19 protein-coding genes are annotated in these 19,640 nt (G+C 66.5%); 10 read left to right on the top strand and 9 right to left on the bottom strand.

Annotation, left to right across the window (positions count from 1 at the left end; translation table 11 throughout):
* The coding region (locus C560_RS0116545) for an alpha-hydroxy-acid oxidizing protein (protein ID WP_026539036.1) at window positions 1–329 on the top strand (329 nt) is incomplete at its 5' end.
* A gap of 70 nt (window positions 330–399) precedes the next feature.
* Here the strand turns inward: C560_RS0116545 and C560_RS23420 are convergent.
* The 3 genes from C560_RS23420 to C560_RS0116530 all read right to left on the bottom strand — a co-directional run bounded on the left by C560_RS23420 (window position 400) and on the right by C560_RS0116530 (window position 2,472).
* Window positions 400–624, bottom strand: a complete 225-nt coding sequence (locus tag C560_RS23420) for a hypothetical protein (RefSeq protein ID WP_442853168.1) — start codon at window positions 622–624, stop codon at window positions 400–402.
* Window positions 621–1,367 (bottom strand): GOLPH3/VPS74 family protein, encoded by a 747-nt coding sequence (locus tag C560_RS0116535; RefSeq protein WP_026539035.1) that lies wholly within the window; start codon window positions 1,365–1,367, stop codon window positions 621–623. Before C560_RS0116535 ends, C560_RS23420 begins: the two co-directional genes overlap by 4 nt.
* A gap of 238 nt (window positions 1,368–1,605) precedes the next feature.
* The gene (locus tag C560_RS0116530; RefSeq protein ID WP_231494379.1) at window positions 1,606–2,472 is read right to left on the bottom strand and encodes a phosphatidylinositol-specific phospholipase C/glycerophosphodiester phosphodiesterase family protein; all 867 of its coding nucleotides are present in this window, start codon (window positions 2,470–2,472) and stop codon (window positions 1,606–1,608) included.
* Window positions 2,473–2,793: 321 nt separating this feature from the next.
* On the opposite strand from C560_RS0116530, the gene C560_RS0116525 reads away from it, so the two are divergent.
* Entirely contained in the window at window positions 2,794–3,945 is a 1,152-nt protein-coding gene (locus tag C560_RS0116525; protein WP_026539033.1) for an NAD(P)/FAD-dependent oxidoreductase, read from the top strand.
* 4 nt (window positions 3,946–3,949) lie between these two features.
* A complete protein-coding gene (locus C560_RS22200; RefSeq protein ID WP_043423309.1) occupies window positions 3,950–4,867 on the top strand; it encodes an RNA polymerase sigma-70 factor in 918 nt (305 codons plus the stop codon).
* 10 nt (window positions 4,868–4,877) lie between these two features.
* Here C560_RS22200 and C560_RS0116515 read toward each other — a convergent pair whose 3' ends face one another.
* The 3 genes from C560_RS0116515 to C560_RS0116505 all read right to left on the bottom strand — a co-directional run bounded on the left by C560_RS0116515 (window position 4,878) and on the right by C560_RS0116505 (window position 8,332).
* Entirely contained in the window at window positions 4,878–6,356 is a 1,479-nt protein-coding gene (locus C560_RS0116515) for an HNH endonuclease signature motif containing protein (protein ID WP_026539032.1), read from the bottom strand.
* A gap of 40 nt (window positions 6,357–6,396) precedes the next feature.
* A complete protein-coding gene (locus C560_RS0116510) occupies window positions 6,397–7,269 on the bottom strand; it encodes an aminoglycoside phosphotransferase family protein (protein ID WP_442853167.1) in 873 nt (290 codons plus the stop codon).
* 283 nt (window positions 7,270–7,552) lie between these two features.
* Window positions 7,553–8,332 (bottom strand): SDR family NAD(P)-dependent oxidoreductase, encoded by a 780-nt coding sequence (locus C560_RS0116505; RefSeq protein ID WP_026539030.1) that lies wholly within the window; start codon window positions 8,330–8,332, stop codon window positions 7,553–7,555.
* A gap of 83 nt (window positions 8,333–8,415) precedes the next feature.
* Here C560_RS0116505 and C560_RS0116500 point away from each other — a divergent pair, with 83 nt between their 5' ends.
* Complete coding sequence (locus C560_RS0116500) at window positions 8,416–9,033, top strand: TetR family transcriptional regulator (RefSeq protein WP_026539029.1); 618 nt, start codon at window positions 8,416–8,418, stop codon at window positions 9,031–9,033.
* A gap of 102 nt (window positions 9,034–9,135) precedes the next feature.
* Window positions 9,136–9,804, top strand: coding sequence for an alpha/beta fold hydrolase (locus C560_RS0116495; protein ID WP_043423307.1), 669 nt, complete (start codon window positions 9,136–9,138; stop codon window positions 9,802–9,804).
* Window positions 9,805–9,820: 16 nt separating this feature from the next.
* On the opposite strand, the gene C560_RS22770 is transcribed toward C560_RS0116495, so the two are convergent.
* The 3 genes from C560_RS22770 to C560_RS0116480 are packed head-to-tail and all read right to left on the bottom strand — an operon-like array spanning window position 9,821 to window position 13,424.
* Window positions 9,821–11,650: a cytochrome b/b6 domain-containing protein gene (locus tag C560_RS22770; protein WP_197026178.1), complete on the bottom strand. Its 1,830-nt coding sequence runs from the start codon at window positions 11,648–11,650 to the stop codon at window positions 9,821–9,823.
* A gap of 2 nt (window positions 11,651–11,652) precedes the next feature.
* Window positions 11,653–12,636 carry an electron transfer flavoprotein subunit alpha/FixB family protein gene (locus C560_RS0116485; protein WP_026539026.1) on the bottom strand — a complete coding sequence of 328 codons (984 nt, stop codon included), beginning with the start codon at window positions 12,634–12,636 and terminating at the stop codon, window positions 11,653–11,655.
* A gap of 11 nt (window positions 12,637–12,647) precedes the next feature.
* Entirely contained in the window at window positions 12,648–13,424 is a 777-nt protein-coding gene (locus tag C560_RS0116480) for an electron transfer flavoprotein subunit beta/FixA family protein (RefSeq protein ID WP_026539025.1), read from the bottom strand.
* A gap of 226 nt (window positions 13,425–13,650) precedes the next feature.
* On the opposite strand from C560_RS0116480, the gene C560_RS0116475 reads away from it, so the two are divergent.
* The 5 genes from C560_RS0116475 (at window position 13,651) to C560_RS0116455 (ending at window position 19,634) form a co-directional block, all read left to right on the top strand.
* Window positions 13,651–14,673, top strand: a complete 1,023-nt coding sequence (locus tag C560_RS0116475) for a LacI family DNA-binding transcriptional regulator (RefSeq protein ID WP_043423305.1) — start codon at window positions 13,651–13,653, stop codon at window positions 14,671–14,673.
* Window positions 14,674–14,833: 160 nt separating this feature from the next.
* Window positions 14,834–16,129 (top strand): sugar ABC transporter substrate-binding protein, encoded by a 1,296-nt coding sequence (locus C560_RS0116470; protein WP_043423304.1) that lies wholly within the window; start codon window positions 14,834–14,836, stop codon window positions 16,127–16,129.
* Between the two features lie 84 nt (window positions 16,130–16,213).
* Window positions 16,214–17,173 (top strand): carbohydrate ABC transporter permease, encoded by a 960-nt coding sequence (locus tag C560_RS0116465; protein WP_026539022.1) that lies wholly within the window; start codon window positions 16,214–16,216, stop codon window positions 17,171–17,173.
* Window position 17,174: 1 nt separating this feature from the next.
* Window positions 17,175–18,062, top strand: a complete 888-nt coding sequence (locus C560_RS0116460) for a carbohydrate ABC transporter permease (RefSeq protein WP_026539021.1) — start codon at window positions 17,175–17,177, stop codon at window positions 18,060–18,062.
* Window positions 18,063–18,098: 36 nt separating this feature from the next.
* Complete coding sequence (locus C560_RS0116455; protein WP_026539020.1) at window positions 18,099–19,634, top strand: glycoside hydrolase family 32 protein; 1,536 nt, start codon at window positions 18,099–18,101, stop codon at window positions 19,632–19,634.
* Window positions 19,635–19,640: the final 6 nt, after the last annotated feature.

Below are 19,640 nucleotides of genomic sequence, written 5' to 3'. Positions count from 1 at the left end.
ACGGCGGCCGCCAGCTGGACCGCGCACCGATCCCCTTCCACCTGCTCCCCGAAGTCTCCGCCGCCCTCAAGGCCGACCACAGCGACGCCGCGATCCTCCTGGACACCGGCATCATGAGCGGCGCGGACATCATCGCCGCCCTCGCCCTCGGCGCCGACTTCACCCTGATCGGCCGCGCCTACCTCTACGGGCTCATGGCCGGCGGACGCGCCGGCGTGGACCGCGCCCTCCACATCCTGGAGAAGGACATGGAACGCACCATGGCCCTGCTCGGCGTCAGCCGGATCACGGACCTCACCCCCGAGCACGTAAGGATCCTCCGCCCCTAGGGTTCCGACGTCGCTGGCGCGCCGTGGCGGGCGAGGTGGCCGTCGTCCGCTTGCGCTCGGCGCCGCTCCCCTACAGTGCCGACCAGCCGCCGTCGGAGGCGAGGATGGCGCCGTTGATGTTGGTTCCGTCATTGCTGTGCAGCAACGTGATGGAGGAGGCGAGCTCCGCGGCCGTGGCGGGCGTCGGGACGGTGGGCTGCATCAGCGGGCCGAGGCGTTCGGCCGCGAGCTGGGAGCTGGGAGACCCAGTTGGCCATGATGTTGTCCCCGTACCTAGCGATTCAGGCAGCCTCATATGCCTGGTTCTTCTTCCTCTGCCAGTCTGATCATGCGGAGTTCGATCTCAACCGCGCGGGAAGGCCAATAGTCTTTCGCCCGCTCACTAGCCCGGATTTTGTCTGCTGCCGGTATGAGCTTGCCGAGCAGTCCGGCCGCCTGAAGCAGGGCGATCAGCGCTGTGGTTCGGGCATCGGGTGCCTTGGCATCAGCCTTCGCGGGTGCGGGCGTCCCGGCATCAGGTGCCGTGGCGTCAGGCGTCCCGGCATCAGGCGTCTCGGCATCAGCCTTCGCGGGATCGGTCGGCGCACCACCGAGTGCGGCCTGGATCTTTGTCAGGAGCGCCGCCTCCGGAGCGTGGTCCTTCTCCGGGTACCGCACGGTCCGGAACAGACCCAGGTGTTTTTCGCCGACATGTTCCACGATGCCCAATGCCGCCATCCCCTCGTAGACACGCTGCATTTCGGCGCGGCCCTCCAGCATGGAGACCCACCGTTTGGGAGTGTGGGGCCGAGATTTGCCGCGGATGAGCTCCAGCTCGCGCTGGAAGTCTGTTTCCGGGGCAGTGCCGGTAGCCCTGACGAGCTTCCCCTGCAACTCGATTGCACCGATCAGGTCCAGCTCGGCCAATATTGCCCCCGCCAACGTGGTCCTGAGCGCGTACATCGGCACAACAGGTTTGCCGTCTTTGTCGTTCGTTGCCAGAAGGAGGAAGGCCTGGGGAAGGTTCAGCTCCGCCGCCTTCGGTGTTTCAGCGTTCATACGGACATCGTGGCGCAGTCGGCCAGCCGCCACAATGAGGACTTACAAGCGTCGGCGCTTACATTGCCCTGCCGCTGGCCACCCGCTTCCACATGTTTGCGGCCACAGCAAGCGGACGACGGCGGGACTTCCCGCCGTCGTCCGCTTGCGGCTGCCGGGGGCCGCGGCGGCTACCGGCAGGATCGGGTTCGGCCGCTGCTACATTCCGGGACTCTGCTCGGCTTCGTGGACCTTGGACTTATGGCTGCTGGGCTTTGAGGAACGTTTCCAGTGCTGCGAGGTCGTCGGTGTTGATGTGGTCAACACCTGCCCGGTGAAGCTCGGTCCAAACGGCTTCGCGTGCCTCGCCCGGCTGGTCCGGAGTCGCCCAGAATCGGACCCGGTATCCCTTTGCGTGTGCGTCCGCGACGTACGCGACGAGTTTGGCGCGTTCCGCCTCGGGCATCGGGCCAACACCCTGCCACGTAAACAGCTTTGTCCAGTTATCACTGATCAGCGGCATGAGCGCCGAGGGCATCCCGGAGGCAAGGTCGGCTGAGCGCCCGTCGAAAAACCCGTAGCGTTTGTCTTCCGCCTGCATGATGGTCAGCGGCCTATTGCCGCTGATCACGGCGGTCACCGGGCCGGTGCTGACTTTACCCTTGCTGTAACGGGTCATGAGGGCCGGGTGCTTGCGCAGCTCCTGCTCAATGGCAGCGTAGGTGCTCTCGCCGTCGCTCTTGATGTCTATCAGCAACTGCAAGCTGCCGTCCCAGCCCGGATAAACGCTGTGACCTTCCTGCTGGACTAGTTTTTCCAACGGATCCAGGTACAGGCTCGCCAGGGTCTTTCCCGGCTGTGCGTTCTCCCGGTCGTGAGCGACCAATAGTTCGCCGTCAACCAGCCAAACGTCCGCCTCGACGCTGGTGAACCCATGCTCCAGGGCGTCAAAGAGCGGGCGGCCGTGCTCGTAGTCGTTGTGCGCATGGGCCTCCAACAGCGGCTGGCCCAGCACAACATCCCGGGATGAGGTGGCGGCAGAGGAGGGGACGGCGATTCCGGTCAGGGACGTGAGGGCCACCAGCGCGGCGACAGCACTTTTGATAAGCGCGGGTTTGATAAGCACGGGGTTCTCCTTGGTCCGGGTTCAGGGGCATAGTTCAGCTCGACCGATCTGGCGCGCCGATGCCTCAAACAGGCTCTCCGATCCGCGCTAACAGTGACGGGCCACGCGATGGAGGGCCGGTAAACAGCAGTGAACGGCCACGCTGAGCCGTGGACGCGTCAGGAGCAGATCCGTGGCGAACCAAAACTCGAACTGGCGGTCGCAGCCGTGCGTGACGAGGTCATCCAGACTTCTTGGGTGTGTCACATTTAGGGCCTCTGCGGTGTCCTATGTTCAAACGTTCGTTCAGCGATAGGAGTCACCGTGTCAATGCGTTGTCGTGTGGTTATTATCGGCGCCGGGTATGCCGGAGTCATGGCCGCGAACCGGCTCGCCGGAAGTCCGCGACTGTCTGACTCCATCAGCGTTACCGTCATCAACCCGATTTCCGATTTCGTGGAAAGGATTCGCCTTCACGAGGTCGCGGCAGGAAGCCGGGAATCTGCCCGGGTGCCGATGCGGTCGCTGCTGCATGAGCGTGCGGACCTGATCGAAGGCACAGCGTCCCGCATCGACCCTGAAAACCACCACGTGCACATATCAGACGGCCGCGAACCGCTCGACTACGATGTACTGCTGTACGCCGTGGGCAGCACCCAGGCGCCGGGCAAGATTCCGGCGGGCGCGTACGCTCTGAAAGATCCCGAGGACGCAAACCGCTTACGGGCCCGGCTTTCGCAACTGGATCCAGGCTCAACCGTCAGCATCATCGGGGCTGGCCTGACGGGCATCGAGGTTACTGCCGAAGTCGCGGAAAAGTATCCGCGGCTACAGGTACAGCTCATTTCCCGGGGAGCCATTGCCGGCAGCCTCTCCGGCTCCGGCCGACACGCGGTCATGAAGCGGCTTTCAGGGCTCGGCGTCGAAATGATAGAGAATACCGATGTGCAAGGGTGCGACGATTCCTCGGTCATAACGTCGGGTGGTGACACCCTGCGGTCTGACTGCACGATTTGGACCGGAGGATTCAGCGCACCGGACCTGGCACGTGACAGCGGACTGCCAACCGATGCCCTCGGACGGCTCATGGTCGACGAGTCACTCTCGTGCCCGCAGTTCCCCGACATCTTCGGTGCGGGCGATGCCATACAAGCCCCCCAAAGCGTCGCCGGCCACCTGCGCATGAGCTGCGCGACGGCCCTGCCGCTTGGTGCTCACGCGGCCGACAGCATCATGGCCCGCCTCGATAAACGAACTCCGGCCCCGCTTTCAGCGGGATACATGCTCAGGTGCATCAGCCTGGGACGCAAGTCCGGGCTCGTTCAGACCGTGCGTGCCGACGACCAGCCGCGCCGGTTCGTCCTTCGGGGTCGTCTCGCGGCAACGGTGAAAGCGCAGATGTGCCAAATGACGCTTTCCTGGATCAGAGGCGAGCTTCGTCGGAGCGGTTCGTTCAGCTGGCCCAAGGGGCCCCGGCCGGCAGAAGCCAGGTAAGGCTGTGGGAACAGCAGGAGTTTTCGAGGAACACCGTTCCCTGCTTTTCACCATTGCCTACGAAATCACGGGAACAGTTACGGATGCCGAGGACGTCGTTCAGGAGAGCTTTCTGAGATGGTCCGGTGTCGATGCAGAAGCTGTCCAAAATCCGCGAGCCTACCTGGCCAAAACCGTGACGCGTCAAGCGTTGAACTCCCTGAGGGCAGCTCAACGCCGCCGGGAAGACTACATTGGTCCGTGGCTCCCGGAGCCTGTGGTCACGGCCCCGGATGTCGCTGAGGATGCTGTCCTGAGTGAATCACTGTCATTTGCGATGCTCGTGGTGCTTGAGACCCTGTCCCCCGATGAGCGGGCAGTTTTCGTCCTCCGCGAGGTTTTCGATTTCCCATACGCGGAGATCGCCGAAGCCACCGACAAGTCGCCGGCGGCCGTCCGTCAAATAGCAAGCAGGGCAAAGGCGCACGTGCGCGCGCGTCAACCGCGCTTTGAGGTGGATGCACGACAGCAACGAGCAGTCGCCGACCGGTTCCTCACGGCTCTACTCGGGGGCGACATGCAGTCCCTCATGGACGTACTCGCGCCCGGAGCCGTCCTCCTCTCCGATGGAGGCGGAAGAGTCACAGCGGCCCGCAAACCCGTTATCGGCGCGGACAACATCGCGCGCTTCCTCACGGGCATCGCAAAAAACCCGCTCCCTGATCTGCGGGTTGAATCATCATCTTTGAACGGGATGCCGGCCCTCACCATCTACAGCGGAGACAGGGTTGACCTTGTGGCCCTCGTTGAATCAAACAACGAACAGGTTACGGGCATCTACCTCGTGCGAAATCCGGACAAACTCGGCGCGACTGCCAAAGCCCGAAGCTTCCGCACGCGTTTGCCTCATCGCGAACCCTTCATTGGCGGGAGGGGAGCATAAGGCGCCGACCCTACGCCGCGATGAACAGTGCCCAGTCAGGAAAGGGATCGACCGGTAATGGCGGCTCGGGCTCTCCGGGGCCGACGACACCGGCAAGTACGTCGGGCCAGTCGGGCGGTTCCAGCTCCTGCCCTTCACCCGCGTGGCCGAGGTGCTGCGGCCAGTGTGGTGGTTCCCAGTCTTGTTGTTCGCTGGGATAGGAGCGTCCCGCAGGTGAGATCCAGCCGGGTGGCTGGTCCCGGGTCGCGTCAACCGGCCTCCATGCTGTGGTGTGTCTAAGCCGGTGGTGCCGCCGGCATGGCTGGCCCAGGTTGGTGACGCCGGTGCCGCCACCCTCGGACCAAGCCAACACGTGGTCCGCTTCGTTATCCAGGGAATGGTTATTGCAGCCCGGAAAGGGGCACCGGCCGTCCCGAAGCCGCAACCACTGGCGCATCGCCTTCGGAACCCGGTAGCTGGTCCGCCCGATCTCCAGCGGCGCTCCACTGCGCGGATCGGTCAGCACACGCAGGAACGATCCGGCGCCATCCCCCACAAGCCGGCGGGCCATGGACGGCGGAATTGGACCATACCCGTCCAGCATTGCCGGTTCCGACTCGGCGCCCAACAGAGACAGCACCGGCACGGTCACCAAGACCTGCGCCTTGGGTGACGGAGATCCTTCCGCCACCCCCGCCAGCAGCCAGTCCGCGGCGACGTCCGCACGGAGCTGGGTCAGGGTCCGGGATTCACTCGGCCCCTGCAGGGCACGCGCCGATTCCGTGGCACGGGACCATACACCCGCCGCCACATCCGCAGTCAGATAGGCAGAGAGCCAGGCCATGCCGTCCCGGTCCGGCACATATTCCAGCCGACGGTCCTCCACACCCTTGCGGTGGCGCGTTTCGATGCTTAAGGGATGGTGCAGCTCACGCCATCTGCGCGCTTTGGCCCGGAACCTGCCCGGTACCAGCTCCCCCGCCGGGCAGCCACGCGCGGCAAAGGGAGCTTCGGGGTCCAGGAAATGAGCCTCCAAAGCAGCCGCCGCGGCGGGGTCCAGGCCGGACGTTTCATCACACATTACGCGTGCGTGTTGCCATGAAATGCTCCCGGCCTGCAGCGCAGACAGGGTCAGGGGCAACCCGGTGGTCAGGGTGGCTGATTCCGCCAGGAGCGCCGCCGCCGATCGTTCACTCACAGTCAGGACACAGGCCACTTCTGCTGTCGCCGCCATTTCCTGGGCGGTGCGCTCCTGCGGGGAAGCAGCCGGGGCCGCCATGGCCACAGTAGCGCGGGCATATCCGGCGGCGAAGTGCACTTTCAGCGCGGCCAGCCCGGCTTCCATGCGGCCCACCTCAGCCATGCCGTCCAGGCACGCGTCCGCATCGTCCCGGAGAAGGTCAGCACCAGTCGAGTCCACGTTCCCGGCTCCACGATCGGCACATGCAGCCATTGCAGCGAGGGAGGCCTCCATGGCCTCCAACGTCTCGGCAACTGCTCTGCCTTCCATACCAACACCATAGAAGGAGCCACTGACATTATCGCCGGCGTCAGAGTTGCAGGCGAAAACCGTCAGCCAGGATCTGCCTGATCCCGAACTTTCCTACGGCGAACATCCGCGGATTATCGTCGGAGTTGCTCAGCATGGCGGTGGACAGGATGAGGGCCCAACCGCGCGCCCTCATCCAGGCGTCCCCGTCCACTGCGGAGCCAAAGGCGCCCATGAAGCGGCGGCGAGTGCCGGCGTCGAACATCAGCCACCCCACCGCAAGATCGACAGCCGGGTCCCCTGCCCCGACGTCGCCGAAATCGATGACGCCGGCCAGGGAGCCGTCGCCCGCCAGCAGGATGTTGCCAGGGTGGAGGTCCCCGTGGAGCATCATTGCCGGACCATCCCAGGCTTTGGCGGCACAGGCCTGCGCCCACACTGCTCTCAGCGCTGCCGCCTGCGGGTAGCGTTCGTGGTCCCCGAGCCGTTCCACCAGCACAGCGTCACGGTCTGTCAGCGGCACGCCTCGGAAAGGATTCACCGGGACGTCAGTTTCGGCGGGCACGTGAAGGGACAGCAGGAAATCGGCCAGGCCTTCAGCCGCCGGTCCGCGGCTTGCCGGGCCGACGTCGGACGCAGCGGCTCCGGGGACCCACGGCACGATGCTCCACGGCCAGGGAAAGTCCGACGTCGGCCTGCCGGCATGGACGGGGACAGGAACCGCAACCGGGGAGCGGCGAGCTATGTCGGGAAGGTAGCGCTGCTCGTGAAGTATCAGCGGCACGGCCTCCGCCCTGCGCGGCAGCCGGACGGCCAAGCTGTCTCCTAGCCGGAAGGTCGCGTTGTCCCAGCCGTTCGCAACCCGCGCTATCGGACAATCGCCGAGGTCCGGCCGCTGGTCCCGGACGAGGCGCTGGACCAGGTCGTTAGTCACTTCCACCGTGGCTGGCGGCATTTCCGCCATTGAGAAATCCGCCTTCCTTGGTGCCTGCAATCCTTCGTTACTGCACTGCAGTCCGATCCTCCCCCTTGTCCGAATATAGTTCCACGACAGCGGACGCGGCGCGGAACGAGGTCAGCGTCGAAAGGCCCAAAGTAACCGGGCCACCGCCTCCACCCTCGGCCGTCCAGCGTCGTCCCGGTAGGGCAAACGAGCGGCCCAAACGGACGACGGCGGGACATCCCGCCGTCGTCCGCCTGTGCCGGTTGCCGCTCCCCTACAGCGCGGACCAGCCGCCGTCGGAGGCGAGGACGGCGCCGTTGATGTTGGTGCCGTCGTCGCTGAGCAGGAACGTGATGGACGCGGCGAGCTGCGCGGCCGTGGCGGGCGTCGGGACGGTGACCTGCATGAGGGGGCCGAGGCGTTCGGCCGCGAGCTGGGACCCCCAGTTGGCGACGATGTTGGTGATGGTGGGACCGGGGGCCACAGCGTTGAAGCGCAGGCCCTTCGGCCCGTACATCACGGCCGAGTTCTTGGTCAGGCCGACGACGGCGTGCTTGGACGCGGTGTAGGCGGCGCCGGCGGCGGACCCGCGCAGGCCCGCCTCGGAGGCGACGTTGACCACGGAGCCGATGCCGGCGTCCAGCATCAGCGGCACCACCGCGCGGGTAAGGCGCATCAGGGCGGTGACGTTGATCCGGAAGACGCGGTCCCAGGTGTCGTCGTCAACCTCGTGGATCGGGGCGAAGTTGTCCATGATGCCTGCGACGTTGGCCAGGGCGTCGACGCGTCCGCCGGCGGCAGCGACGACGGCGGCCACGGTCTCTTCGGTGGAGATGTCGCCGGCGACGGGGACCAGGTCCAGCCCGGCGTTCTCGGCCACCAGGTCATCCAGGCGTTCCTTGCTGATGTCGGCGGCGATGACGCGGCCGCCTTCCTTGGCGATCCGCAGCGCGGTGGCCTGGCCGATGCCGGAGGCCGCGCCGGTGACGATGACGGTCTTGCCTGCGAACCGGCCGGTGGTGGTGGCTTCCTGCCATGAAGCTTCGTTGCCCATGATGTCCTTCCAGACGTTGCTGACGGTGATGCGGTCCACGTTATGACACCCTGTGTCATTATGGAAGGGTGAATACTGGTGGGATGCCTTCGGATGCCGTGACCACCGCCGTTCCGCGCTCTACCGGGCGCCCGGTGACGATTGATCCCGACCCCGTGGCCGCGATCGCGCTGCGGCTGTTCGCCGAACGCGGCTACGAGCAGACCTCAATGGAAGACATCGCACGCGAGGCGGGGATCGGGCGCAAGAGCCTGTACCGCTACTTCTCCAGCAAAGCCGATCTCGTCTGGGGCGGCATGGAACCGGTGGTCGAAGCGTCGGGCCGGGTGCTGGAATACGCCAGCGCTGCCTGCGGGGCCGACGGCGGCGTCCTTGCCCGGCTGCGCGACGCGGCGGTCGCCGGGGTTGCCGTTCTGCCGGATCTCGCGGTCACGCGCGGCCGGCTGCGGCTGATCGCCGAACACCCCGAACTGGCCAGCCGCAGCTACGCTTCCCTGGCGCCCCAGCGCGAGCGGACCCGGGCCTACCTGATGTCCGCGGGCGTCCCCGAGGACGTGGCCGGGTACCTGTGTGCCGCGTTGATCGGCGCGACGTTCGAGGCCTGGATGCAGTGGGCAGCCGGGTCGGACCCCGATCCGGTGCCGTATTTGGTAGCGGCAGTGGGGGTATTGCGGGTGCCCGAGTCGATGCGGGCGGGGTAACAATGGGGAGATGAGCTCCGTGTTGAAACGTAGCCGGCCCCACGGCCGCCACCTGCCGGTCCAGAACCGGGGTCCCGCCGTCGGCGTTTGGCTGATGCTGCGGTGAGTAGATTCGTCCTGATCCCCGGAGCGGGCGGCGCGGCCTGGTACTGGAGCCGCGTCGTTCCGTTGCTGCAGGGGGCCGGCCACGAAGCCGTCGCTGTCGATCTGCCCGGCGACGATGAAAGCGCCGGGCTGCCCGAGTACGCGCGCCTGGTTCTTGAGGCCATCGGTGGGCGCCAGGACGTGGTGCTCGTTGCGCAGTCGCTGGGTGGCTTCACCGCACCGCTCGTGTGCGAAAAAGCCCCCGTCGCCGGGCTTGTCCTGGTGAATGCGATGATCCCCGTACCGGGCGAGACCGCCGGCGCATGGTGGGACAACACCGGCTGGGCTGCGGCGCAGCAAAGCGCGGCCCGGGCCCACGGGTACAGTGCCGAGTTCGCCACGGACACCTACTTCCTGCACGACGTTCCGCCGGAAGTCGCCGCGGAAGGCGAACCGCACCAACGCCCCGAAGCAGACGCGGTGTTCGAGTCGGTCTGCACCTTCACGGCTTGGCCCAGGATCCCAACCCGCGTCCTGGCCGGAAAGGGAGACCGCTTCTTTCCGCTGGACTTCCAACAACGGATCGCCCGCGAACGCCTCGGCATGGAGCCCGACGTCCTGCCCGGCGGCCATCTCCTCGCCCTGGCAAACCCGGACGGCGTGGCCGATTACCTGCTGCGCCGCTGAACGCGGGAAGTCCGGCCTAGCGGCTGCTCACCTGGCCGAACAGCTTCGCGATGGGCGCGAGCACGAGCGGGCGGGCGGCGTACCATCCGGCCGCCGTGATGGCGATTGCGGCCGCGAAGAGCCAGAACCCGACCCAGTTCACCACGTCGGTGCCGCCGAACATGTGGTTCAGGTTGCGCAGCGCACCGGTCGCGAACACGAGGAACACGTGGATGAGAATGAACAGCACGAAAAACAGCATGGTCGGGAAGTGCACCGCGCGCGCAACCTCCAAGGGGTAGACCTTGTTCAGCGTTTTCGCGTTCTTCGGCCAGAACTCGCTCATGCGCACACCCGTGATCGCCGCGACCGGGGCCGCGATGAACACCACCACGAAGTACATGATCTGCTGCAGGCTGTTGTAGTTCACCCAACCGGTCTCAACGGGCCAGTCGAGTGTCATGTACTGCAGGAGCGCGGAGAGCGCGTTGGGGAAAGCCTCCCAGCTGCTCGGCACGATCCGCATCCAGCGGCCCGAGGCAAACAGCAGCACCACAAAGATGAGGCCGTTGGCCAGCCACAAAATGTCCAGCGACTGGTGCAGCCACAGGTTGATGCTGATCTTCTTGCCACCGCGCTTCGGCGTCCAGAACGCCGGCGGCTTCTGCTGCGTGCGCACCTGATAGCCGGAGCGGATGATGAGCACCATCAGGAAGATGTTCAGGAAGTGCGCCCACTGCGCCCACCACGGGAAGCCGGGCTCCACCGTATCGGGCAGGTCATACGCGCCGGGGTATCTCTCGAGGAACTCGGGTACTCCCGGCAGCGTCGTTACACCGCGCGCGGCGAGCACAAGAATCGCTGCGGCGGCCACTCCGCCGACGGCGAAGAGCACAACGAGCTTGATCCACTGGCCCAGGGTACGTGAGCCGTAGAGCCTTGCCTCAGCCTTTGGCTTCACGGGCTTTTCGACGGCCGCGGGCTGTGCCGCGGGCGAAGGGGCCGCTGCGGCGGCGGGCTGCGCCACGGCAGCCGCGGGTACCGGCGCGGCGGGCTGTGCCACCGGCGCCGGGGCGGCGGGCCGTGCCACGGGTGCCGGGGCGGCGACGGCCGTGGGTGCACTCGACGCCGACGGAACCGCGCCGACGTCGGCCTTCACCACGCTGGGAGCCGGGGCAGGGGCGGCGTCGGCAATATGTTGGGTACCTGCCTGCACCGCGGGGGCGGCGGCCTCCGGAGCAAGCCCAGCCGGCGGCCAGGGTTCTCCGCCGGGGACACGGGGAAGCCCGCGACGAAGCGGGGTGGTTCCCGTCGTCCGTGTGGCGGTTGCGGTGGCCGGAGCAGCTGAAGTCACCGCCGCTGCCGGCACCGCTGCCTTCTCAGCAGCACCAGCTGCGGCAGCATCTGCGGCCGGTGCGGGGGTGGCGCCTACGGCAGATGCCGCCGTGGCGCCTGCGGCGGGAGCCCCGGACAGAGCCGCCGCTGATACCGGAGCCTCGCCTGCTGGCGGCCAAGGTTCGCCGCCCGGCACGCGCGGCAGGCCGCGGCGAAGCTGCCGCGCCTCCGCGGCGCCTGGGTTCACTGCAGGGACCGGCGCGGACACTGCAGCCGCCGGTACCGTTTCCTGGACAGCGGCGGCGGCGGACGGCGCGGCGGCCACTGGCCCGATGGCGGAGGGCACGGCGGCCGCTGGCTCGGCGGCGGCCGGCGCTCCCCCGGAATCAGACGCCGACAGATCGGCTGATTCCGCCGCTCCTGCCGCTTCTGCCGTGACTATGCGGGCGGGCGCCTGCCCTGCTGGAGGCCAGGGTTCACCACCTTCGACGCGCGGCAGGCCCCGCCGAATGGACCGAGACAGAGTTGCCATCGCTACTTCTTCCGGGCCTCAAGTGCGCTAATGAGCTGGGGAACAACCTTGAAGACGTCGCCGACCACACCATAGTCCGCGACCTCGAAGATCGGAGCGTCGCCGTCCTTGTTGATGGCGACGATCATCTTCGCGGTCTGCATGCCGGCCCGGTGCTGAATCGCGCCGGAAATGCCCAGCGCGACATACAGCTGCGGTGACACGGAAACCCCGGTCTGGCCGACCTGATGCGCTGTGGGGACGTAGCCTGCATCCACCGCGGCGCGCGACGCGCCAACGGCGGCACCGAGGGTATCGGCGAGCTGTCCAACGAGTGCGAACTGTTCTTCCGAGCCAAGGCCACGGCCACCGGCCACAACCTTCGCGGCACCACGCAGCTCCGGCCGCGAGGTGACGGCAGCTGACTCCTCGAAGGAGTCGATCCGCGCGGCCGGTTTCTCGGAGGGCGTCACGGCCAGGGTCTGCGACGCTTGCGGCTGAGCCTCGGCCCGCGCCTCGATGGAGCCCTGGCGGACCGTAATCACCGGCGCCCCAAACGTGGACGATGACGTCACGTTGTAGGCGCCGCCGTAGACGGAATGGTGTGCCACAACGCCCTCGTCATCACGGGAAACACCAACCGCATCGGCAGAAATCGCCGCACGCGAACGGGCAGCGTAACGGCCGGCGAGGTCGCGCCCGTTCAGGGAATGCGAAATCAGGATCGCGTCCGGCTGCACCTGCTCCACGGCGGCGGCAAGCGCGTCAACGCCCGGCACTCCGAGCGCGGAAGGATCCGGAGTCTCCGCGATGAGGGCGTGCGCGGCACCAAGGGCCGCGGCCTCCGCGGCGGCGGCGCTCCCGGCGCCGGGTGAGGCAAGTACCAAGGCAACCGGGGTGCCAACGGCAGCGGCGGCACCGAAGAGCCCGGCCGCGGCCTGCTCGAGTTCACCGGACGCCCGGGTTTCGACGACGACGAGGATTGCGTCACGAGGGAATTCAGTCATGTCGTTGATCCTTAGGCCAGTCGGTTTTCGATCAGGAACTCAGCAAGCTTTTCGCCGGCATCACCCTCGTCGACGATCTTCACGCCCGCCGCGCGCGGCGGCCTCTCCGCAACGGTCAGCATGATCGAACGCGCCGCCTCCGGGTTGTCGGCCGTGACCCCGAGGTCCGCGAGGGTCAGGACCTCAAGGGGCTTCTTCTTCGCGGCCATAATGCCCTTGAAGTTCGGGAAGCGCGCCTCCGGAAGCGCCTCGGTAATGGAAATCACCGCGGGCAGGTTCGCTGAGACCTTCTGCACGCCGGTGTCAACGGCCCTGGAACCCGACACCGCGCCGTCGCTGATCTCGACGGAGCTGAGGCCGGTGGCATGCGGCACGTCAAGCAATTCGGCGAGCATCGCGGGAATCATGCCGCCGGATCCATCGGTGGAGACGTTGCCGGTGATCACCAGATCAAACCCGATGCGGCGGATCGCCGCGGCGAGGGTTTCGGCGGTAAGTCCAAGATCGGCACCCCGGAGTGCCTCGTCAGAGACGTGGAAGGCGCTTCCCGCGCCCATCGCGAGCCCCTTGCGAATCGTTGCCGTTGCACTCTCGGGGGCGAGGGAAAGGATTGCGACCTCAGTGCCCTCGTTCGCGTCGGCGTACGTCAGTGCCAGCTCCAGGGACCGCTCACCGATCTCATCAATGACTGCCTCGCTGGCTCCTCGATCGGCGAGGCCCGTTTCAAGGTTCAGTTTTCGGTCCCCGTACGTGTCGGGGACCTCCTTTACTAGGACGATAATCTTCATCGATGGCTCTTCCTGTGGCGGCTTGTCCCTGGAGCGGAGACAATGTCGAACCCATCGAGTCTACGAAACTAGGGCCCTTTCTGGCTGACAGAGCCCGTGTCGTGCAGTGAAGTGCCTCGTCTTGGGACCGGCAGCGCCGTAAAGCCGGCCGTCCCGTTGACAACTGCAAAACGTTTTGTGTAACGTGTCTCACACCAGATACAAAACGTTTTGCAAAGGGAAGTCAATGACGACAAGAGTGGGAATACGCGACGTGGCCAAGGCCGCGGGAGTCTCCGTCACCACGGTGTCGCATGCCCTCAACGACGCCACGAGCTTCCGGGTCAAGGCGGCCACGCAGCAACTCGTCCGGGACGTGGCCAGGGATCTTGGGTATGCCCCGAACAAGATGGCCAGCGGACTGCGCAACCAGCGTTCCCAGATCCTTGGCCTGGTCAGTGACGAAATCACCACCACACCCTTTGCAGGGGCCATGATCCGCGGGGCGCAGGACGCCGCCTACGACCGCGGCTACGTGGTGATGGTGGTCAACTCCGGCCTGGACAGCGAGCTGGAAAACCGTGAAATCAACATGCTGCGCCAGCACCAGGTGGACGGGGTGGTCTACGCCAGGATGTACCACCAAAGCGTGCAGGTCCCCGCGGAACTGGAGGGCCTCCCCACCGTGCTGCTGGACTCCGTCACTGACGACACGTCCATTTCCTCGGTTATCCCCGACGAGGTGGGCGCCGCCGAAACGGCCGTTGAAGCAATCATCCAGGCGGGCCACACCCGGATCGGGATGATCAACAACATCGACGACATCCCCGCCACGCACGGCCGCAGGGAGGGCTTCCTCGACGCTCTCCGGCGGCACGGCTTGCAGCACGACCCCAGCCACCTCGTGATCGCCCAGCCCGAAACCACCGGAGGCCGCGAGGCCGCACTTGGCCTGTTGGGCCAGCCTGACCGGCCCACAGCCCTGTTCTGCTTCAGTGACAGGGTTGCCATGGGCGCCTACCAGGCGGCCACGGCATTGGGGCTGCGCATTCCGGAGGACGTGTCCATTGTCGGGATCGACAATCTCGAAATCATCGCAGACTCCCTGTGGCCGGGACTCACCACCGTCGCCCTTCCGCACTACGAAATGGGCAGTTGGGCGGTCCACCGAATCCTGGACGACATCGAAAATCCCGGCGAACCCGCAGTCCAGACGCAGCTGGACTGCCCCCTGATTGAGCGGGGGTCGCTCGGCCCGCCGCCACGTTAGCCGCTGCCGGCACCAGCCGGCATCACCACACCGTTCCACCGCTCCACTGCTCCACCGCCCGGGGACCGCAATAAGAAGGGACGCAGCCGTTGCACCGGCCGCGTCCCGAAGGACCCGGGGCAATCTCCCACGCCCAAATTCAGCAGAAAGATTGACCATCATGAACAAGCGATTCACCCGGATCCTCGCCACCAGTGTAGCTGCGGCGGCCCTTGTCGGATCCCTGGGCGCCTGCGGCAAGGGCAGCGCCTCGGCCCCGTCCGCCGGCTCCAACGAGATCACCATGTGGACCCACAACGCGGGCAACGCCGAAGAACTCAAGGCGGTTGAAAACATCGTCGACTCCTACAACAAGAGCGCCGGCGCCAAGGCCAAGATCAAGGTCCAGGCGTTCCCGCAGGACTCCTACAACGACTCCGTGGTCTCGGCCGCGGCCGCCGGGAAGCTCCCCTGCATTGTTGACATCGATGGCCCCAATGTTCCCAACTGGGCCTGGGCGAAGTACCTGACACCCCTGAAGCTCGACGCCGATGTGTCCAAGAACCTGCCGAGCACGGTGGCCAAGTGGGAGGGCGAGACCTACGCCGTGGGCACCTATGACGTGGCACTGGCGATGCTCGCCCGCGCCTCCGACCTCAAGGCAGCCGGTGTCCGCGTCGCCACGGTGGAGAAGCCGTGGACCAAGGTCGAGTTCCAGGACGCGCTGACCAAGCTCAAGGCCCTGGGCAAGTGGGAATACCCGCTGGACATGGGTACCGCCGGAACCGGCGAATGGCTGCCCTACGCCTACTCCCCGTTCCTGCAGTCCTTCGGTGGGGACCTGATCAACCGCGACGGATTCCAGTCGGCAGACGGCGTCCTCAATGGCGACAAGGCCATCGAGTGGGCCCAGTGGTTCCGCGGCCTGGCCGACCAGGGCTTCATGGCCAAGAAGAGCGGCAAGGACTCCACCCAGGACTTCCTTAACAACAAGAGCGGCCTTCTCTACACCGGCTCCTGGGCCGCGGACAAGGCACGCGCGGCGGTGGGCAAGGACTTCGTGGTCATGCCGTCCGTGGACCTCGGGAAAGGCCCCAAGATCGGCGGCGCCTCCTGGCAGTGGGGCGTGACCAGCGGCTGCAACAACTCCGCGGCAGCCATGGACTACCTTTCCTACTCACTGAAGCCGGAAAACCTGGCCGCGGTGGCGAAGGCCACGGGCACCATCCCGGCCACCGACGAGGCCGCAGCACTCCTCCCCGAATACGCCAAGGGCGGCTCAAACCGGATCTTCATGGAACTTTCCCGCAACCACGCGGTGATGCGTCCCGAAACTCCGGCCTATCCCTTCATCGCCACCGAATACGGCAAGGCGGTTCAGGACATCCTCGCCGGCGCCGACCCCAAGACGGCGCTGGACAAGTCGGTCAAGGCCATCGACGCCAATATCAAGTCCAATGGCGGCTACAAGAACTAGCCGGCTGCCAACCGGTACGACGACGGCGGTGCGCAACCGCCGCCGTCGTCGTACCTCCGGCCCTGACTGTCGACGGAGAAAACCATGACAACCACCCAACTCCCCTCCCCCGGCCGCCGCCTGGCGGACCCGGCCCCGGCCGCACCGCCCAGCAAACCGCGCCGCCGGCCGCGCCACCTGCGCGAACAGATCAGCGGGTGGGGCATGATCGCCCCGGCCGCGGTCCTCCTGCTCGCCTTCGTTTTCCTCCCGGCGATCCTGGGCTTCGGGCTGGCGTTCACCAACGCCCGGCTTGTTTCCCCGCGGCCCGTGGAGTTTGTCGGCACGGACAACTTCGCGCGGCTCTTCGCGGATCCGGTGTTCTGGCGCTCGCTGCTGAACGTCAGCTACTTCGCCGTCGTGGTGGTGCCCGTCCAGTCCGGACTCGCCCTGGCGATGGCCCTCCTGATCAACAAAAAGTTCCGCGGCGTGAACTTCTTCCGCACCATCTACTTCCTCCCCGTCGTGACGTCCATGGTGGTGGTGTCCCTGCTGTGGCTGTTCATGTACCGCAAGGACGGCCTGATCAACGAGTTGCTCTCGGCGGCCAGCTTCGGCCTGATCAGCGGCCCGGACTGGCTCAACGATCCCGCCACCGCCATGCCGGCCATCATCGCCCTGTCCATCTGGCAGGCCGCAGGATTCCACATGATCATCTGGCTCGCAGGCCTGCAAAGCATCTCCGGGGAGCTGTACGAGGCCGCCCAGCTCGACGGGGCCAGCCGCTGGCACCAGTTCCGCTACGTGACCTGGCCCGGCCTCACCCACACCCGCACCCTGGTCCTGGTGACCATCACCATCCAGGCGCTCGGGCTCTTCGACCAGGTCAGCGTCATGACCCAGGGCGGGCCCCTCGATTCCACCACCACCATCATCTACGAGGCGGTGCGCTCCGGCTTCAAGCAGCAGGAGACCTCCTACGCCTCGGCCATCTCGCTCGTGTTCTTCGTGCTCGTGCTGCTGATCTCCGCAGTGCAGCGCTACCTGACCCGAGAGAAGGACTGACGTGAAACAGACACTCATTTCCAAGGGTCTCGGCAGCGCCGCGACCACGGCGGTCCGCCTCCTGTTCGCCGCCGTCGCCGCCTTCCCCATCGTGTTCATGATGGTGTCCTCGCTCAAGCCGGACCAGCGGATCTTCGGCGACATGTCCTCGGTGGCGGCGTTCCTGCCGGTCGGCAACATTTCACTGGACAACTACGCGGCCGTGTTCGACCGGGTCCCGGCCGCGCGCTTCCTGATCAACTCCATCGGCATCTCCGCGGTCACCGTGGTGCTCGGCATCTTCATCAACAGCCTCTGCGCGTTTGCCCTGTCCCGCATGGAGGTCCGCGGCAAGCGCGTGGTGTTCACCGCGATCCTCGCCACCCTGATCGTGCCCTTCCAGACGCTGGCGCTGCCGCTGGTGTGGTGGGTCAACCAGCTGCCGTACTTTGAGCTCAACGGCTTCAGCCTCGAGATCTCGAAGGGCTGGCTGGACACCTACCAGGTCCAGATCATCCCGTTCATCGCCAACGCGTTCTCCATCTACCTGTTCCACCAGTACTTCGAGTCCATCCCGAAGGAACTGGACGAGGCCGCCCGGATCGACGGCGCCGGCTGGTTCACCATCTACCGCAAGGTGGTCATGCCGCTCGCGGGACCGGCCACCGCCACCGTGGCCATCCTGACCTTCCTGCCCGCCTGGAACTCCTATCTCTGGCCGCTCATGGTGGTCCAGTCCGAGGAGCTCCGCCCGGTAATGATCGGCATCCAGTACTTCTTCCAGCTCAACGTCTCCTGGGGCGAGGTGATGGCTTACGCGTCCCTGATCACCATTCCGGTGGTGGTCCTGTTCATCGCGTTCCAGCGTTCCTTCATCAACAGCATCGCCTCCAGCGGCGTCAAGGGCTGACCAGCCTCCTCACGCGAAAGCCTGCAAAGAACCCTCATGAAAACACTCACAGAACTCGACTGCCAGTACCGGCCAAAGTGGCACTACTCGGCGGAGCGCAACTGGCTCAACGACCCCAACGGTCTGGTCTACTCCAACGGCACCTACCACCTCTTCTACCAGCACAACCCGCACGGCGAGGAGTGGGGCAACATGTCCTGGGGCCACGCCACTTCCACGGACCTGCAGCACTGGGACGAACAACCCGTGGCCATCGCGTGCGATGAGCAGGAGGCCATCTTTTCCGGCTCCGCGGTGGTCGATGTCCATAACACCAGCGGCTTCGGCGTCGGCGGCGTGCCGCCGCTGGTGGCCATCTACACCAGCGCATACTCGCCCGCGTCGCCGCTCGCCGGACGGCAGGCACAGTCCCTCGCCTACAGCACCGACGACGGCGCCACCTGGACCAAGTACGCCGGGAACCCGGTCCTGGACCGGGCCTCCGCGGACTTCCGCGACCCCAAGGTCTTTTGGCACGACGGCGCCGCCGGCAGCTACTGGGTGATGGTCGCCGTCGAGGCGGTCCACCACGAGGTGGTCCTCTACAAGTCGGCGGACCTGCTGACCTGGGAGTACCTGAGCACCTTCGGCCCGGCGAACGCCACGGGAGGGGTGTGGGAATGCCCGGACCTGTTCGAACTGCCGGTGGACGGCGACGCCTCCAACACCCGGTGGGTCCTGGTGGTCAACCTGAACCCCGGCGGCATCGCCGGCGGCTCGGGCGGCCAGTACTTCATCGGAACGTTCGACGGCGTGACGTTCCGGTCCGAAACCACCGTCACCGACGGCATGCAGGCCGACGACAGCCGGATGGCCGACTACGGGTGGCTCGACTGGGGCCGGGACTACTATGCGGCCGTGTCCTTCAGCAACGCCCCGGACGGACGGCGGCTCATGATCGGCTGGATGAACAACTGGCAGTACGCCGCCTCAACGCCCTCGGACGGCTGGCGCAGCGCGATGTCCCTCGTCCGCGAGGTCAGGCTGGTGTCCCGCGGCGGTCGGCCGGTGCTGGTGCAGGAAGCGGTGGACCCGTTCCACAGCCAGGGTGCCGAGGTGTTCGCCCTGGACCGGCAGCCGTTGGCGGACGGGGTGACCTGGCTTCCGGCCGAGGCCTGCGGGGATGTGCTGCGAATCGATGCGGACTTCGAGCCGGGCACCGCGGCCAGGGTAGGTCTGGTGCTCCGGGCCGGCGGCGAACGGGGCGGGGAATCCGCCGTCCCCGCCGGAGCCGGTGCGCGCACTGTCCTGGCCTACGACTGCCGTACGGCCGAGCTCAGCCTGGACCGGACCGAATCCGGGAATGTTGGGTTCCACGAGTCGTTCCCGTCGGTGGAGCGCGTTGCCGTGGCCTTGGAGGACGGCCGGCTCAGGCTCCGGGTCTTCCTGGACCGCTGCTCGGTGGAGGTCTTCGCGCAGGACGGCCTGGCCACCATCACCGATCTGGTCTTTCCCGCGAACTCCGGCACCGCCGTCGGACTGCTGGCCGAAGGCGGGGGCGGCACCCTGGCGGGTCTCGCCGTCCTCGCCTGACCGGCT

Origin of the sequence: Arthrobacter sp. 9MFCol3.1, assembly GCF_000620385.1 — a bacterium.
Classification (GTDB): Bacteria; Actinomycetota; Actinomycetes; order Actinomycetales; family Micrococcaceae; genus Arthrobacter.
This window is presented reverse-complemented; position numbering and strand designations above follow the sequence as displayed.

Coding starts and splice junctions, on each gene's coding strand:
- C560_RS23420 (WP_442853168.1), bottom strand. CDS start 624: ATGAGGCTGCCTGAATCGCTAGGTACGGGGACAACATCATGGCCAACT.
- C560_RS0116500 (WP_026539029.1), top strand. CDS start 8,416: ATGCCTTCGGATGCCGTGACCACCGCCGTTCCGCGCTCTACCGGGCGC.
- C560_RS0116455 (WP_026539020.1), top strand. CDS start 18,099: ATGAAAACACTCACAGAACTCGACTGCCAGTACCGGCCAAAGTGGCAC.
- C560_RS0116535 (WP_026539035.1), bottom strand. CDS start 1,367: ATGAACGCTGAAACACCGAAGGCGGCGGAGCTGAACCTTCCCCAGGCC.
- C560_RS0116470 (WP_043423304.1), top strand. CDS start 14,834: ATGAACAAGCGATTCACCCGGATCCTCGCCACCAGTGTAGCTGCGGCG.
- C560_RS0116515 (WP_026539032.1), bottom strand. CDS start 6,356: ATGGAAGGCAGAGCAGTTGCCGAGACGTTGGAGGCCATGGAGGCCTCC.
- C560_RS0116480 (WP_026539025.1), bottom strand. CDS start 13,424: ATGAAGATTATCGTCCTAGTAAAGGAGGTCCCCGACACGTACGGGGAC.
- C560_RS22770 (WP_197026178.1), bottom strand. CDS start 11,650: ATGGCAACTCTGTCTCGGTCCATTCGGCGGGGCCTGCCGCGCGTCGAA.
- C560_RS0116465 (WP_026539022.1), top strand. CDS start 16,214: ATGACAACCACCCAACTCCCCTCCCCCGGCCGCCGCCTGGCGGACCCG.
- C560_RS0116505 (WP_026539030.1), bottom strand. CDS start 8,332: ATGGGCAACGAAGCTTCATGGCAGGAAGCCACCACCACCGGCCGGTTC.
- C560_RS0116485 (WP_026539026.1), bottom strand. CDS start 12,636: ATGACTGAATTCCCTCGTGACGCAATCCTCGTCGTCGTCGAAACCCGG.
- C560_RS0116475 (WP_043423305.1), top strand. CDS start 13,651: ATGACGACAAGAGTGGGAATACGCGACGTGGCCAAGGCCGCGGGAGTC.